Annotated in this window: 16 protein-coding genes; 8 read left to right on the forward strand and 8 right to left on the reverse strand. The window is 47.1% G+C overall.

Annotation, left to right across the window (positions count from 1 at the left end):
* Window positions 1–35: 35 nt before the first annotated feature.
* The 3 genes from AC1MEO_RS10560 to AC1MEO_RS10570 all read right to left on the reverse strand — a co-directional run bounded on the left by AC1MEO_RS10560 (window position 36) and on the right by AC1MEO_RS10570 (window position 1,557).
* On the reverse strand, window positions 36–353 hold the full coding sequence (locus tag AC1MEO_RS10560) for a DMT family transporter (RefSeq protein ID WP_480336082.1): 318 nt from the start codon (window positions 351–353) through the stop codon (window positions 36–38).
* Window positions 353–700 (reverse strand): DMT family transporter, encoded by a 348-nt coding sequence (locus AC1MEO_RS10565; protein ID WP_480330165.1) that lies wholly within the window; start codon window positions 698–700, stop codon window positions 353–355. The genes AC1MEO_RS10560 and AC1MEO_RS10565 overlap by 1 nt, the downstream gene beginning before the upstream one ends.
* A gap of 86 nt (window positions 701–786) precedes the next feature.
* Window positions 787–1,557 (reverse strand): hypothetical protein, encoded by a 771-nt coding sequence (locus tag AC1MEO_RS10570; RefSeq protein WP_480330167.1) that lies wholly within the window; start codon window positions 1,555–1,557, stop codon window positions 787–789.
* A gap of 158 nt (window positions 1,558–1,715) precedes the next feature.
* On the opposite strand from AC1MEO_RS10570, the gene AC1MEO_RS10575 reads away from it, so the two are divergent.
* Window positions 1,716–2,897, forward strand: coding sequence for an FtsW/RodA/SpoVE family cell cycle protein (locus AC1MEO_RS10575; protein ID WP_480330169.1), 1,182 nt, complete (start codon window positions 1,716–1,718; stop codon window positions 2,895–2,897).
* 27 nt (window positions 2,898–2,924) lie between these two features.
* On the opposite strand, the gene AC1MEO_RS10580 is transcribed toward AC1MEO_RS10575, so the two are convergent.
* The gene (locus AC1MEO_RS10580) at window positions 2,925–3,065 is read right to left on the reverse strand and encodes an Lmo0850 family protein (protein WP_186759981.1); all 141 of its coding nucleotides are present in this window, start codon (window positions 3,063–3,065) and stop codon (window positions 2,925–2,927) included.
* A 231-nt stretch (window positions 3,066–3,296) separates the two neighbouring features.
* Here AC1MEO_RS10580 and AC1MEO_RS10585 point away from each other — a divergent pair, with 231 nt between their 5' ends.
* The 4 genes from AC1MEO_RS10585 to AC1MEO_RS10600 all read left to right on the forward strand — a co-directional run bounded on the left by AC1MEO_RS10585 (window position 3,297) and on the right by AC1MEO_RS10600 (window position 7,618).
* On the forward strand, window positions 3,297–3,620 hold the full coding sequence (locus AC1MEO_RS10585; protein WP_480330171.1) for a metal-sensitive transcriptional regulator: 324 nt from the start codon (window positions 3,297–3,299) through the stop codon (window positions 3,618–3,620).
* Between the two features lie 15 nt (window positions 3,621–3,635).
* Window positions 3,636–3,857 (forward strand): copper chaperone CopZ, encoded by a 222-nt coding sequence (gene copZ / locus AC1MEO_RS10590; RefSeq protein ID WP_480330173.1) that lies wholly within the window; start codon window positions 3,636–3,638, stop codon window positions 3,855–3,857.
* Window positions 3,858–3,933: 76 nt separating this feature from the next.
* Window positions 3,934–6,321 (forward strand): heavy metal translocating P-type ATPase, encoded by a 2,388-nt coding sequence (locus AC1MEO_RS10595; protein WP_480330175.1) that lies wholly within the window; start codon window positions 3,934–3,936, stop codon window positions 6,319–6,321.
* Between the two features lie 115 nt (window positions 6,322–6,436).
* Window positions 6,437–7,618 carry an MFS transporter gene (locus AC1MEO_RS10600; protein WP_480330177.1) on the forward strand — a complete coding sequence of 394 codons (1,182 nt, stop codon included), beginning with the start codon at window positions 6,437–6,439 and terminating at the stop codon, window positions 7,616–7,618.
* Window positions 7,619–7,690: 72 nt separating this feature from the next.
* On the opposite strand, the gene AC1MEO_RS10605 is transcribed toward AC1MEO_RS10600, so the two are convergent.
* From AC1MEO_RS10605 to AC1MEO_RS10620, 4 genes are all read right to left on the reverse strand, one after another.
* A complete protein-coding gene (locus AC1MEO_RS10605) occupies window positions 7,691–8,014 on the reverse strand; it encodes a DUF5658 family protein (protein ID WP_480330179.1) in 324 nt (107 codons plus the stop codon).
* Between the two features lie 185 nt (window positions 8,015–8,199).
* Window positions 8,200–8,412, reverse strand: a complete 213-nt coding sequence (locus AC1MEO_RS10610) for a hypothetical protein (protein WP_480330181.1) — start codon at window positions 8,410–8,412, stop codon at window positions 8,200–8,202.
* Window positions 8,413–8,427: 15 nt separating this feature from the next.
* Window positions 8,428–9,981, reverse strand: a complete 1,554-nt coding sequence (locus AC1MEO_RS10615; protein WP_480330183.1) for a GNAT family N-acetyltransferase — start codon at window positions 9,979–9,981, stop codon at window positions 8,428–8,430.
* 15 nt (window positions 9,982–9,996) lie between these two features.
* Entirely contained in the window at window positions 9,997–11,112 is a 1,116-nt protein-coding gene (locus tag AC1MEO_RS10620) for an NAD(P)/FAD-dependent oxidoreductase (RefSeq protein ID WP_480330185.1), read from the reverse strand.
* Between the two features lie 165 nt (window positions 11,113–11,277).
* On the opposite strand from AC1MEO_RS10620, the gene AC1MEO_RS10625 reads away from it, so the two are divergent.
* The 3 genes from AC1MEO_RS10625 to AC1MEO_RS10635 all read left to right on the forward strand — a co-directional run bounded on the left by AC1MEO_RS10625 (window position 11,278) and on the right by AC1MEO_RS10635 (window position 14,230).
* Window positions 11,278–12,123 (forward strand): MBL fold metallo-hydrolase, encoded by an 846-nt coding sequence (locus AC1MEO_RS10625; protein ID WP_480330187.1) that lies wholly within the window; start codon window positions 11,278–11,280, stop codon window positions 12,121–12,123.
* Window positions 12,124–12,303: 180 nt separating this feature from the next.
* A complete protein-coding gene (locus tag AC1MEO_RS10630) occupies window positions 12,304–13,569 on the forward strand; it encodes a glycosyltransferase (RefSeq protein ID WP_480330189.1) in 1,266 nt (421 codons plus the stop codon).
* Window positions 13,529–14,230, forward strand: coding sequence for an HAD-IIB family hydrolase (locus AC1MEO_RS10635; RefSeq protein ID WP_480330191.1), 702 nt, complete (start codon window positions 13,529–13,531; stop codon window positions 14,228–14,230). The genes AC1MEO_RS10630 and AC1MEO_RS10635 overlap by 41 nt, the downstream gene beginning before the upstream one ends.
* Window positions 14,231–14,384 lie beyond the last annotated feature (154 nt).

The following is a 14,384-nucleotide window of genomic DNA, read 5'->3' on the forward strand; positions in this document are numbered from 1 at the left end:
ATCACTAACCTACAGGGACTAATAATTTTTTCATGTCAGCCGCCGAAAATTTTCAAGCCGGCTACTCCTGCAATAATACAGGATAGGAAAAATAATTTTGCCGGTTGCCGGCTTTCGTTAAAAAACACCATTCCTACCATAACACTGCCAGCCGCGCCGATACCGGCCCACACAGCGTATCCGGTTCCGAGTGCAATAGTTGTCAGAGCCAGCGACAGTAAATAGAAGCTGAGTGCACCGGTTAAAATGGTCAATCCCGTGTATAACTTCACTTTAAAGCCATCCGATAATTTCATCGTTGTGACAAAAGCCACTTCAAATAATCCCGCAGCAATCAAAATCAGCCAGTCCATCATGGCTGCACACCCTTGCCGGACGCTGCTTTCCCATCCATCACCTTTAACCCGATAATGCCGAACAGCAGTAAGCTCAAGAAGAACAATTTTTCCACGCTGGCATTTTCATTGAATAACCAAATGCCGAGAACAGCTGTCCCAGCGGCACCAATCCCCGTAAAAACTGCGTAGGCTGTGCCAATCGGGATGGTCTTCATCGATATGGCAAACAGCAAAAAGCTCATGACGATAAAAACCAATGTCACAATGGAAGGGACTAAATTTGTAAAGCCATCAGCCAGTTTCAAGCCGATCGCCCAAACAACTTCCGTAACTCCTGCAATCAAAAGATAAATCCAAGCCATTTAGTTTCCTACTTTCATTTGCTGATTGCTTTCCTCAAACTTCGGATGCAAAGCCAGCCCAAAAAAATGATACCTGTTTCCAGGTATCATTTCCATACTTTTTGTTTTCTGTCGTAGATAATTTTACGTGAAATCCCCTGTTTTGTGTATTCTTCAATATCAGACCAAAATTCGTCGAGAAAGGCAATTTCTTCTACTGGCCGAATGTGCAATTCGATGGTGTTTTTTGTTTTTTCAGGGTCCGCCAAGGAAATGAGTACGCCTTCACGGTAATTCTTTTTTAAGGATTGCAGAATTTCAGCAGGCAATTCCGGAATTAGGTCTTTTGATTTGCGGCGCCAGAAATTCTGTCCATTTTCCTCCCGGCGGATCAAGTATGTAAAGTAATTTCCGACAAGCTCATTCAAGCGTTCCAATTTGCGGAAGTAAATTTTTGTGGTTTCTTCTTCTTCGCTGGACAAGTACACAAATTCATTTTGAAGAGTCGAATAGAACGGGGATTTAACCGGTTCTTTTTTATGGCCGATATACAGCAATTCAGCCTGTTCCTGCGGCGTCAGGGAATTTAATTGTTTTTCGCTTTTAAAATCAATCCAGCAAAATTCACTTTTTTTGTTTGCACGCGCTTTCCGCAGCTGCCCAAACTCTTCCTGCGTGGCGAATTCCATATGGGTGTGCATATTGAAGGATGCATCTTCATATGGGTGCTTCAACAAAAGAAGGTTTTTAGGTAATTTCATGGCATCCAAAAAATGGGCGAAGGTAAGTCCGCTGAATAAGGCAAATTGATCAGATTCGTTCAGATAAATATATAAATGCTGTATGTAGGTATCCGTGCTCAACGGTTTTTTCACCATATCCCCCACTCCATTCCATTTCTTATTATACGACCAAAGGGCTAAATATGAAACATACGTGCTTCGATTGCGTCATTACTTTTATCATGCGCATATTACAGATATATACGTTATAATATATTCCGACTCATAATAATAAAAAGTACAGGTGAAATTACATGCAAACTAACAAAAGCTTCACCGACCGGATTGACTGGTCGTTGGCTTTCATCTTATTTCTGTTCTTTATCGTCAGTCTGGTGGCTATTTCTTCTGCTCAGACTTCTGGCCAGTATTTAACGAATTTCGTTCCGAGACAAGCTTTGTTTTATATCATTTCTGTTGGAATGATTGGGGTCCTGATGTATTTTGATCCCGAACAATATAAGAAGATGGCTTATTATTTATACGGTTTCGGTATTTTCCTGCTGATTCTTCTAATGATTTCGCCGGACGGTATCGGCCAGATTGCCGAACCGGTAAATGGCGCTAAAGCCTGGTTCCATACGCCCTTCGTCAATATCCAGCCTGCTGAATTTATGAAAACCTTCTATATATTAGCATTGGCGAAAATGATTTCTACCCACCACGAACAAAACCTGTTGAAAACCATCAAATCTGATTTTTACTTATTGGGAAAAATCGGCCTTTGTCTGGCTTTGCCATTAGGGTTCATCCTGCTGCAGCCAGATTTAGGAACCGCTCTTGTGTTTATCGCCATTACTCTGGCCATCGTTGTGGTTTCCGGCATCTCCTGGAAAATCATCGTTCCAAGCTTTGGCGGTGTTGCGGTCATTGGCAGTTTGCTGTTATGGATGACCATCAATGCCCAGAACTTCCTGTCCAGCGCCTTCGGTTTAAAGCCCTATATGTTCGAGCGGATCTACACATGGCTTGACCCATACTCGTATGCAGAATCCGGCGGGTACAACCTGATTGCCGCGATGAACGCGATCGGATCCGGAGAAGTGTTTGGAAAAGGCTACCAGGGGCGCCAGGTCTATGTCCCGGAAAACCATACGGATTTCATCTTCACTGTCATCTCGGAAGACTTTGGTTTTATCGGAGCCAGTGCCGTCATCATCCTATTCTTTATGCTGATTTATCACTTGACCAAAATTACGCTGCAATTTAAAGATACATTCAGTACTTATGTATGCGCAGGGATTATTGCCATGATTACATTCCATGTGTTCCAGAACATTGGCATGACCATTCAGCTTTTGCCGATTACGGGGATTCCGCTTCCTTTCATCAGTTATGGAGGCAGTTCGTTGATCGGAAATATGCTGGCACTCGGAATTGTCTTCAGCATGAAATTCCATCATAAGAATTATATGTTCGATAAAAACAAAAAATAAAAACTCCGACGTCTTGCGTCGGAGTTTTTATTGTTGAGACTGCGTTTGAATTGGTTGAGGCAATGCAATCGCCTTTATTAACTCCACACGGGATTTTGTGATTTTTGCTTGGATTCCAAGTTTCGATAGATTTGAAACAATGTTGCGAACATCTACATTTTTCGCCATCCATATCACCTCTTTATATTTTTCGTTACATATAGGAACGTATTGAAACTTGCCAAGTTTCATGCGCAAGATTCAAACCGTTGACTTTTTTGTGTCTATGCTTATAATACCATCATTTCAGGATTATAAACTTATCATTTTGATGACAATTGCAAAGTTGATGTAAATCAATTGATTTGCATACCCCCAATGGGTATACTAGAGTTAGAAATAAGATAGGAGGATCTTCAGATGAGCGAATTGATCGAAGAAGCCTTGGTACTGGATAGCTCTTGCCGAAAAAGCCACCATCCTGCTTCTGTGAAACGGGATTTGACCAACCGATTGAATCGTGTGGAAGGACAGATCCGCGGCATTAAAGGTATGGTGGATAAAGATGTTTATTGTGATGACATCATCACGCAGCTTGCCGCTACCCAATCCGCATTAAATAGTGTCACCAAAGTTTTGCTGGAGGGCCATTTAAAAGGCTGTGTTAAAGATCGCCTGGAAAACGGCGAAGAAGAAGTATTGGATGAATTGCTTGTCACCATCCAAAAAATGATGCGTAAATAAGAGGAGGAATTTTTTATGAAAGAACAAATCAACCTGCAAGTCAGCGGCATGTCATGCCAGCATTGTGTAAGCTCTGTAAAAGACAGCGTCATGGCGTTGCCGGGAGTGGAAAAAGTAGAGGTCTCTCTCGAAAACGGTTCTGTTGATGTTGCGTACGATGCTTCAGCCGTAGAAGTGGGGCAAATTGCAGAAGCAATTGAAGATCAAGGATACGATGTTGCAACATTAAGTGAGTAACTGCGGAAACGCAGTTACTTTTTTCAAAATAAGATACCCCCAATAGGTATACAGTTTCAGAAAAGGCGGGATGATAATGAGTACCAAACAAACTGAAGTGGCGATTACCGGCATGACCTGTGCGGCATGCGCCAACCGCGTGGAGAAGGGGCTTCAAAGGCTGCCCGGCGTTTCAGAGGCCAGCGTCAACTTTGCCACCGAAAAAGCTTCCGTGGTTTACGATGATGAGCAGGCATCCATGACCGATATGCAGAAAAAAGTGGAACAATTGGGATACGGTGTCCAGCAGGAAGAAATCGATTTTTCCATCCAGGGCATGACTTGCGCCAATTGCTCTGCACGCATTGAGAAAGTCTTGAATAAGATGGAAGGCGTTCAACTGGCTAATGTCAATTTGGCGATGGAGACCGGGCATGTTTCGTATAATCCAGACACCGTGACTCCTGAAGATTTCGTCAAACGGATTCAGTCACTTGGCTATGATGCGATCCTCAACCAGGAAAGTGAAGAAGCAACTGATCACAAAGAACATGAAATCAAAAAGAAAACTCGCCTGTTCTGGATTTCGGCTGCTCTCTCCCTTCCTTTGTTATGGACGATGTTCAGCCATTTTTCCTTTACATCCTGGATGTATGTACCCGACATCCTGATGAATCCACTCGTTCAATGGGCATTGGCAACACCGGTTCAATTTTGGATTGGCGCTTCCTTCTATAAAGGTGCCTATTTTGCTTTAAAAAATAAATCAGCCAATATGGATGTTCTGGTTGCACTCGGCACATCCGCTGCTTATTTCTATAGTGTCTACCTGGTTCTTGCCAACTGGAGCATGGGCCACAATATGGGCTTGTATTTTGAAACCAGTGCCGTCCTGATCACGTTGATCATTTTGGGGAAAGTTTTTGAAGCAAGAGCAAAAGGCCGTTCTTCAGATGCCATCAAAAAGCTGATGAAGCTGCAGCCGCAACATGCCTTGGTCGAACGCGGAGACGAATTCGTCAGCCTGCCGATTTCAGAAGTTAAAAGCGGAGATGTCCTGCTGATTAAACCGGGAGCATCTATTCCGGTCGATGCCGCTGTTCTTTCCGGCAACTCAGCTGTTGATGAATCGATGCTGACAGGTGAAAGTTTGCCGGTCGACAAAGAGACAGGCGATGCGGTATTCGCTGCAACTGTCAATTCGAATGGTTCGCTCCGTGTGCGTGCTGATAAAATCGGGAAAGATACTGTTTTGTCGAATATTATCCGCGTCGTTGAACAGGCTCAAGGCTCTAAAGCGCCAATACAGCGGCTTGCGGATCAAATTTCCAGCATCTTTGTACCGATTGTCGTGGGAATCGCCGTTATTACATTTATTGTCTGGTATTTCCTGGTCGCACCTGGCAATTTTGCCGCCGCACTTGAAAGTACCATTGCTGTTCTTGTCATCGCCTGCCCTTGTGCCCTCGGCTTGGCTACACCAACTTCAATCATGGCGGGATCCGGACGGGCTGCCGAGCAAGGCGTCCTCTTTAAAACAGCGGAATCCCTGGAGAACACCAAACACATCGACACCATTGTCCTGGATAAAACAGGCACTATCACCAATGGCCGTCCTGTTGTAACAGACTTTATTCCAGCGGACGGTGTTGACCTAGCTGACTTGAAGAATCTCGCTGCCAGCGCTGAAAGCCAATCTGAACACCCAGTCGCACAGGCAATCTCTGAGTTTGGGGAGTCCAACCTGAGCGTCAGCACTTTTGAAGCAGTGCCAGGACACGGCATCCGGGCCACAGTAGCAGATCGCCAAGTGGTCATGGGAAATCGCCGCTTGATGGATGGCCTTGAGGTTGACGAAGCTCAGGCTGAAGCTTTTGAACGCGACGGCAAAACCGTCATGTTCATTGCCGTTGATGGCCGTTACAGCGGACTCGTCGCAGTTGCCGACACCGTCAAGGAAACTGCTAAACAAGCAATTCAGGAAATGAAGGACATGGGGCTCCATGTTGTCATGCTGACAGGAGACCAGGAGCGTACAGCAGCTGCCATCGCCAAACAAGTCGGTATCGACGAAGTGTTCGCAGGCGTCCTGCCTGCTGAAAAAGCGGATGTTGTCCTGAAGCTTCAAGGACAGGGCCGCCGCGTCGCGATGGCTGGAGACGGGTTGAACGATGCGCCGGCACTAGCCAGCGCCGATGTCGGAATGGCCATGGGCACGGGAACTGCGATTGCCATGGAAGCCTCGGACATCACCTTGATGCAAGGCGATTTAATGAGAGTTGTCGATGCGATTCAGATGAGCCGCTTGACTGTCCGCAACATCAAGCAGAACCTGTTCTGGGCACTCGCCTACAATTCCATCGGCATCCCGATTGCCGCAGCCGGTTTTCTGGCTCCGTGGCTCGCCGGTGCAGCCATGGCATTCAGCTCCGTATCAGTTGTCATGAATGCCCTGCGCCTCCAACGTGTGAAGTTGAATAAATAAATATGAGTTTTCCAGGAGGTCCAGAAATGGGCCTCTTTTTTCCTGTCATTGTCCTTAACATAAAACAAGGGTAAAATGAGTACATATTCTTTTGAGAAAGCAGGAATTCCTAATTATGAAAAAAACTATTCTACTGCTGATGTCCGTCCAGTTTTTCGTTTACCTGGGATTCGGCATTATTATACCGATTTTACCTGAAGTCATTGTTCAACAAGGCTATTCGGAAATCCATGTTGGTGGATTGATCACCATCTATGCCCTGTCTTCTTTTTTCACCGCACCACTGTGGGGGAAACTTTCCGACAGAACCGGCCGCAAAAAGCTTATTCTTTTGGGCTTAGCCGGATTCAGCTTAAGTTTCTTCCTGTTCTCGCTGTTTCTCGATAACCTCGTTCTTTTGTATGCGTCACGCATTGTCGGGGGCTTGTTCTCCGGCGCGCTCTACACGGCTGTGACCGGCTACGTAGCAGACATCACCACAAATGAAGAACGCAATAAATACATGGGGCTTCTTGGCATGTCGATTGGCCTTGGCTTTATTTTCGGGCCTGCAATCGGCGGCTTGCTTGGAGCAGTTTCCTTGTCCTTGCCCTTTACAGCTTCTGCTATTCTCATTCTGGTGTTGATGGGTTACGCGAGCCTGGTCTTAAAAGAGCCTGTCCGCAAAGGCGAAGCGGTGAAACGCGCCCTCTTGCCGAAAGGTTCCAGCACGTTTTGGCAATTCCGTATCCGGTATTTGTTCCTGTTCTCCTTTATGGTGACATTTTTGCTGGCCGGATTGGAATCGACTTTCCAATTGTTCCAAATCGACAAAATTGAAATTACGCCGCTTCAGCTCGGTTATCTATTCATGGCGAGCGGATTCGTGGATGCTGCCATACAAGGCGGTGTCGTTCGCCGCATAAAAGACGGCACCGAAACGACATGGATCATCGGTGCACAAATTGTCACCGCCCTTGGGCTGGTGCTTCTGCCCTTTACCAGCAGCCTGGTTTTTGCCGGTGTCGCACTCAGCATCTTTACTGCCGGCAATGCTTTGGCACGGACGGCTTTAGTGTCGCTGACATCAAAGGAATCCGGCGGAAAGTACGGCGCAGCTGCCGGAATGACCTACTCAATGGACAACCTCGGCCGCATCATCGGGCCTTTGACATTCACTTGGCTTCTGACCATGCAAGCCGGCAGCATCTATTATTTGTCAGCAGCTTTGGCAATTGCCAGCATCCTGCTGATCGTACTGTACAAAGCTTCCACTAAGACTTTACGGACTACAGAAAAAGCCAGCGTTTCTGCTTAATCGCTGGTCAGATAAATAACCACAGCATCGCACTCAGCGGTGCTTTTTATTTTACAAAAAAATGCCCCCGGCCTATCCGATGAAGAATAGGATCAGCCAGAGGAAGTGCAAAAGTAAAACGGAAGAATAGAGCGTGTTGACGAAAATAAGGCTGTAACGCCAGCTGCGGGACTGGATTCGGACGAAAGGCGTATAGAGAAAGCTGAAAAGGCAAAGGGATAACAAGAGCTTCGTCATCAGGAGGGCAAAGGGAGAAAGGGATGCCAGAATTGGATTGGCTTCGGTTACGGCACCCAATGAAAGCCCTATATAAGTCAATAATCCATCGAGAAAATTCAGCACAACCAAGCTCCAGACATGCTTTTTTAACGGTTCATTCCGCCTAACCCCTCCCATAGCCACACCTCACCCGCTCCATCAGTCATATATCCTTAGTAATGGATTACCCAATAAACAGAATTTTTAGACAATATAAAAAGGTATTTTGTCATGCGTTTTTTAAATTCCTTTGGTAAGTAAAGAAGAAATCCACAGAAAAACAGACAGGCACCTCAAAAGGATGCCTGTCTGTTTTTTTCCATCTATTTGATTTTTGTCATAGGGTTAGAGGAATTTGACGGGTGCTTGCGCTTTTCTTCATTGTCCAGACTCCAGCAGCCAGCCCCTCGAGTCGCTTCAGCCTTTCCAGCAATGGCAAAGAACGCCATTACCGGCAAGGCTTCCAGCGCTTGTCGGAGCTTAACGGCTGCTTGCGCTTTTCTTTGTACAGAAAGTCTATGAACAAGTGACTGCATAGCAAAAGCCCGCCATCAGATATGGCGGGCTTTTTCAGTGGTATGGTAGCGCTTATAAATTTCATGGAATTCCAGGAATTGCTGCCAGTCCTTTTCAAATTCCGGCTGGATGCAGGAAATTTGAAATAAGGCACGGGATTTTAAATAGCCGCTCGCCGAATGAAGCTCAAATCCGGATAAGTGGGCGTCCAGCACCAGGAAACGGGTTTCCTCGGCCGCTTCGAAAGTCCGGGACGTCGGATAGCCGGCTGCAAGAGTGGGCCAGTCCTTCGTATCCTCCTGCAGTTTACTGAAACGCCTGTCCAAAATCCCGTAGCGCTCGGGATAGGCGCTTAACGCACGCTTCAAGCTTTCCAGCAGGCTTGAGGGAAACGTAAAAGGGACACCTTCAGAATAAAGGCCCAGATCCAAATAGCTTGGCAGCTTTTCATCCACCATAATCTTGTGATGTGCAAAGACAATGGCGATTCCACTCATCGTTCCGATGGCTTTTCCACTCGCCGCAGTCGCCATCCAGACATTCCTCAACGAGAATGGCAATGCGCCGAAACTGCTGATGCAGTCCAGGCATAACCGGATCCCCTGTTGTACACAGATATCCGCTAAGGGGCGAAAATCGTTTATCTGCCCAGTCGAAGTTTCACCGTGGACCATAAGCACCCATCCGTAGTCTCCTGTTTCCAGCTGTTCTACTGTCTTTTCAAAATCGAAAGCCTGGCCCCATGGTTCGTCATCCACCACATAATCCAGCCCCAAGCGTTCTGCCTGGTTGACCAGCCTCTTGCCGAATTCACCATTCACCAAAATCAGCCCTTTGGAGCCCAGCCGCTTGATTTGCGCGAGCATCGCTTCATTGGCCAAGGTTCCGCTTCCAGCCAGCAAATAAGGCGTGGATGCCGCCATTTCAACGAGCAGGCGGTTGACATCCTGCCGAACTCCCTGGAAAGCCGCTGATCGATGAGAAGTTGGTGGTTCCTGGAACGGCGCCGCGATTTGCTCCGTCAGCGTAACCGGACCTGGCACGAACAGCCGGCGTTTTGCCTGTAGCCTCGCCGCAACAGAGTCGCTGTACTGTCGGCGTGTCGTGATCATCGGAATGAATACAGCTTCACCTGTACCCACCGGCTCGGCAAACGGACGGAAGCCTAATTGGCCATATAGTTTCAATTGGCGTGTAGTCCCCGAAATGATGGCGGATTCAAAGCCCTGCTCCAGACAAAAATCAGATAATGCCCGGGCCATAAGAAAAAAGACACGTCCATTGCGATGTGCTTTGCGGACGGCCAACAGTCGGATTTCACAGATTTTACCGGCACCCTGTATAAAATCCTCTACTTTTCCAATCTTCAGATCCAGGGAAAAAGGACGCTCATCACGCAATGCGATCATCCCCACCACTTCTACTCCCGACAAGACAATCAAATAGGTGTTCTGCTTATGAAATGGATCGATGCGCATGCCGCTGCCATCTGCCTGATGTTGAGGAATCTCTTCGACAAACGTTTCATAATTCAGGCACGCGATTTCATCGAACTCTGTTTTTGTCCGGGCAATTTTGCACCAATACACAGCTTTCCATCCCCTTCACTTTCTGAATGCGCCTTCTACTTGATAGAGACTTAAATCAATCTCAATAGGTTCCCCGAGCACCAGCTTTGCCAGCTGTCCTCCCAGATAAGGGCCAGCAGTTAGGCCGGATGCCCCAAGACCGTTCGCCGCAAAGAAGTTTGGTTGCCCGGGTACTTGCCCAATGAACGGCAGTGCACTTGTTGTTGCCGGCCGAAAACCAGTGGCGGCACCGGCTATTTCCGCCTGCCCAAGTCCAGGTGCCGCTTCCAGCGTTTTATCCAGGATGTGATGCATGCCTCCTGCTGTCAGCTTGCCGTCAAAGCCGGCACCATTTTCATGCGTCGCCCCCGCGACGATTCTGCCGTCATCAAAAGGAACGATATACTGTCCATAAGGCACCATGGCTACCGGCCATTTGCCAGTCTGCTGCCCGTCCGCCTGCAAATGAAGAATTTGGGCTTTCTGCGGCACGATATCGAGATCCATTCCTAAAGGTTTGAACAATTCCGCTGCCCAGGCACCTCCTGTCGAAACGACCCGATCCGCCAGCAAATCCTCGGCGTCTACTGTCACTCCAACAACTTGCGAATTCTCAATCAGCAGTTCCGCATCGCCCGCCAGGCGTTTCGCCCCCAATTTGACCGCTGCAGAAATCAAAGCATCTCGGATGGATTGGCCATCGACACGCGCAGCCCCACTGACCCATAATGATCCATATTCTTCTGTTGCAAAAGGGAAAAGCTCTCTCGTTTCATCTGGAGACAATCGCTTGATGTCCCCCATTTCCGGGGCATCCAATCGCCGTTCGTACGCTTTCTGCTCCATCTTATCCAATTTGCTGTCTTCATGGATGCTGACGATGCCGACTTGCTTATAACCCGTATCCGTCTCCCCTAAATCTTCAAGTTCGCGGATCAATTCCGGATAGTATTTGGCGCCATTTTTCGCCAAGCCATACCAGGCCTTATTTCTTCGCTGTGAAATCCAGGGACAGACGATGCCCGCTGCCGCTCCTGTCGCCTGCCCTTTGTCGCCCCGGTCCACCAATACGACTGATGCTCCCGCCTTTGCCGCATGGTACGCCGCAGAGGCCCCTAAAATTCCTGATCCGATAATAATCAATGATTTCATTTTTACACCCAGTTTCACAAAGTCTTGTGTCTTCATTCTAATCCAGTCAGCCGGGAGACTCAAATCCATTCCACGAATTTAACCGTTAACGGATTTGAATTTTGATTTTGGGGTAAAGCTATAAGTAGAAAGTCAGCGGAGTCTACAGGAGGAGGAATCAGTTTTATGGAAAGAAGTTCAGCAACCGAAAATATTTTGCCTATGACATCCATTCGAAGTGGGTCAGGGGTTGAGTTGGCCCCCGATGTTTACTGCTATACCGTACAAATAGCAAATGCCTTCTTTATCGGCAATCCGGAAGTCAGCAGCGAGTGGGTGTTGATTGATGCAGGCCTGCCCCATTCCGCAAACAAAATCCTCAAGGCGGCAGAAAAACGCTTTGGCCCCGAACACCAATTGAAAGCAATCATTCTGACACATGGCCATTTCGATCATGTAGGCGGTCTGATCGACATTCTGGAGCACTACAAAGTTCCGGTCTATGCACATCCACTTGAATTTCCCTACTTGACGGGCGTAACCGATTATCCACATCCCGATACTTCTGTTGAAGGCGGCATGGTAGCCAAAATGTCCGGGATTTTCCCTGTCAAAGCTATTGACATTTCGGCCCGTCTGCACGAATTGCCCTCAGATGGCAGCGTGCCCGGAATGTCCGGGTGGCAATGGATTCATACGCCCGGGCATTCGGAAGGACACATTTCCCTGTTCCGGAAGCTGGATCACCTCCTGATTGCCGGAGACGCTTTCGTTACCGTGAAACAGGATTCGTTATATAAAGTGCTGCGGCAGAAAAAAGAAATTCATGGTCCCCCGGTGTATTTGACGACCAACTGGCGTGCTGCCTGGGAATCGGTCTGTAAGCTGGCGGATCTTGAACCTTCCATAGCTGCAACAGGACATGGAAAACCAGTGAAAGGCGCCGTCCTCGCAAAAGGGCTGGTTTCCTTAGCTGAAAATTTCCAGAAAGAAGCTGTTCCAGCTCATGGAAAGTACGTTCATACAAAATAACGGGATTCTCCAGCAATAGACGGCGGACCACAAGGATCGCTGCTTATTGCTGGTTTTCACGTTATCTAAAATGAAGGAAAATTCGAAATACAATGTTTACACCCTCAGAATACGGGTATACTAATTAAGCAGTCTCTGTTTAACAGGACCTTAAGCACGATAAAAAGGAGTTGAGCTTTGATGAGTAAGAAAGCATTATTTATTTCGGATCATGGTGATCCTTTAGCTAAACTCGGTGGCAAACAAGCGGGTGGCCAAAATAATTATGTAAAACAATTAGCACTTGCACTAGAAGATAAAGGATGGCAAGTTGATGTCGCCACTCATTGGTGCGATTCTTCAGCTCCTCAAATAGAAATATTCGGAAACGCATGCCGTGTCATCAGACTCGAAGCTGGGCATAGAGGATTTGTTTCGAAAGATGAGATGTACTCGATGCTTCCAGCTTTTTATGAAGAATTGAAAAGTACAATCAACCTTGAATCCTACGATATCGTCCATACTCACTATTGGCTGTCGGGCTTGATCGGCAAAAAACTGAAGAAAGAATTTGGTCTGCCATACGTGCATACTGCACATTCACTCGGATGGGCTAAAGAAAAAGCAACGGGAGTCCATGATCAGCGCCGAATCAATGCAGAAAAAGCAATTTTGAAAAATGCTGACCAAGTACTGGCTACCACCAATAACGAAAAGCAATTGATCAAAACTTTTGTTGATTCTCCTTCTCCCATCAAAGTCATCCCCATCGGTGTAGACCAGGCATTTAAAGTGCGGGGCAACCGGACACATTTGCGCAGAAAGTTCGCCTTTAACAATCCTCTCTTTGTTTTCGCTGGAAGACTCGAAGTGACCAAAGGCATTTTCACCTTATTGAAAGCTTTTCAACTGCTGACAGAAAAAACCGGGTCTTCCAACACTCCGCACCTGATTATTGCGGGCGGAGATGCAGAATCTATCGATATGGAGACCAAACTGCCTAAAGACAAAAAGTTACGGGAAGCCATCCGAGGCATTGAAGATCGGGTCGAGTTTCTCGGACCGCAATCTCAAGATGAGTTGGCGCTATTATTCAATTCGGCTACGGCAACGATTGTGCCAAGCTTCTATGAATCATTTGGAATGGTCGCTGCAGAAGCGCAGGCATGCGGCAGTCCGGTCATCGCATCAGACGTCGGCGGCTTGAAGAATGTTGTCCAGGACGGCATTACCGGTCTGCTCGTTGAAACAAAAAATGAAATCGACCTGGCAATCGCAATGGAAGTCCTTTCAGCCAACACATTGTTGACTGAGCGGCTGAGCCGTCAGGCGGTGCAGATCGCCCGTAAAGATTTTGACTGGGATTCCATTTCCACGCGTATAAATTCATTGTATGAGGTGATCATCGGTGCACGGAGCAACGCATTTGTTAGCAACAGATTTGGACGGAACACTGGTCGGCGATAAAAGCGGATTAAAGACGCTGCTCGATTTTTACGACAGCCAGACCTATGAAGTTCATCTGATCTATATTACCGGGCGCCATTATCAATCGGCCTGGTCTCTTATAGAAGAAGAAAATTTACCGGTTCCCCACGTGCTGATTACAGACGTAGGAACTGGCATTTATATAGGCGATCTCTTGAAACCGGATTTGGAATGGACCAAAAAGCTGGAAAAATCCTGGATGCCTGACAAAATAGAATCTATCGCCAGCCAGATTTCAGGTCTTACTTCCCAAGATTTGCCCATCACCAACCGTTGTTCGTATTTCGCTTCTGATTCAGCGGTCGTAGAAGCTTTCCAGTCCCAGTTGAACAAAACCGGCATTCCGCATAAACTGATTTACAGCGGCGGCAAGGATGTCGATATCCTTCCATCCGAAAGCGGCAAAGGGAAAGCTCTCCAGTACATCCTGGATAAATACAAGCTGTCAGAAGCCAAATTGTTGGTAGCTGGCGATTCCGGAAACGACGTGGAGATGCTGACGATGGGCTTCCCATCTGTTATTGTCGGAAATGCCCAACCTGAACTGCTTGAGCAGCCTGAACATCCATCTATCTACCGGGCCAAGCAGAACTTTGCAAGTGGCATCCATGAGGCATGGAGCCATTTCCATACGGATTAACCCCCTCACCCCTTTGAGCATGAAAAACTTGTTCAGAGGGGTTATTTTTTTTCGCGACACGAGCTTATGGGGTAATCAGTTGTTTTTTTGTCTAGATGGTTTATATTTAGTAGGAAGCCCTTTTTAAGGCACGAAGATTTTCGTACATAAAATC

It is taken from the genome of Planococcus sp. BI3, assembly GCF_056680115.1.

What these genes read in the sequence shown, in the direction of transcription:
- AC1MEO_RS10560 (WP_480336082.1), bottom strand. Translation starts at nt 353, where the DNA reads ATGGACTGGCTGATTTTGATTGCTGCGGGATTATTTGAAGTGGCTTTT.
- AC1MEO_RS10565 (WP_480330165.1), bottom strand. Translation starts at nt 700, where the DNA reads ATGGCTTGGATTTATCTTTTGATTGCAGGAGTTACGGAAGTTGTTTGG.
- AC1MEO_RS10570 (WP_480330167.1), bottom strand. Translation starts at nt 1,557, where the DNA reads ATGGTGAAAAAACCGTTGAGCACGGATACCTACATACAGCATTTATAT.
- AC1MEO_RS10575 (WP_480330169.1), top strand. Translation starts at nt 1,716, where the DNA reads ATGCAAACTAACAAAAGCTTCACCGACCGGATTGACTGGTCGTTGGCT.
- AC1MEO_RS10580 (WP_186759981.1), bottom strand. Translation starts at nt 3,065, where the DNA reads ATGGCGAAAAATGTAGATGTTCGCAACATTGTTTCAAATCTATCGAAA.
- AC1MEO_RS10585 (WP_480330171.1), top strand. Translation starts at nt 3,297, where the DNA reads ATGAGCGAATTGATCGAAGAAGCCTTGGTACTGGATAGCTCTTGCCGA.
- copZ (WP_480330173.1), top strand. Translation starts at nt 3,636, where the DNA reads ATGAAAGAACAAATCAACCTGCAAGTCAGCGGCATGTCATGCCAGCAT.
- AC1MEO_RS10595 (WP_480330175.1), top strand. Translation starts at nt 3,934, where the DNA reads ATGAGTACCAAACAAACTGAAGTGGCGATTACCGGCATGACCTGTGCG.
- AC1MEO_RS10600 (WP_480330177.1), top strand. Translation starts at nt 6,437, where the DNA reads ATGAAAAAAACTATTCTACTGCTGATGTCCGTCCAGTTTTTCGTTTAC.
- AC1MEO_RS10605 (WP_480330179.1), bottom strand. Translation starts at nt 8,014, where the DNA reads ATGGGAGGGGTTAGGCGGAATGAACCGTTAAAAAAGCATGTCTGGAGC.
- AC1MEO_RS10610 (WP_480330181.1), bottom strand. Translation starts at nt 8,412, where the DNA reads ATGCAGTCACTTGTTCATAGACTTTCTGTACAAAGAAAAGCGCAAGCA.
- AC1MEO_RS10620 (WP_480330185.1), bottom strand. Translation starts at nt 11,112, where the DNA reads ATGAAATCATTGATTATTATCGGATCAGGAATTTTAGGGGCCTCTGCG.
- AC1MEO_RS10625 (WP_480330187.1), top strand. Translation starts at nt 11,278, where the DNA reads ATGGAAAGAAGTTCAGCAACCGAAAATATTTTGCCTATGACATCCATT.
- AC1MEO_RS10630 (WP_480330189.1), top strand. Translation starts at nt 12,304, where the DNA reads ATGAGTAAGAAAGCATTATTTATTTCGGATCATGGTGATCCTTTAGCT.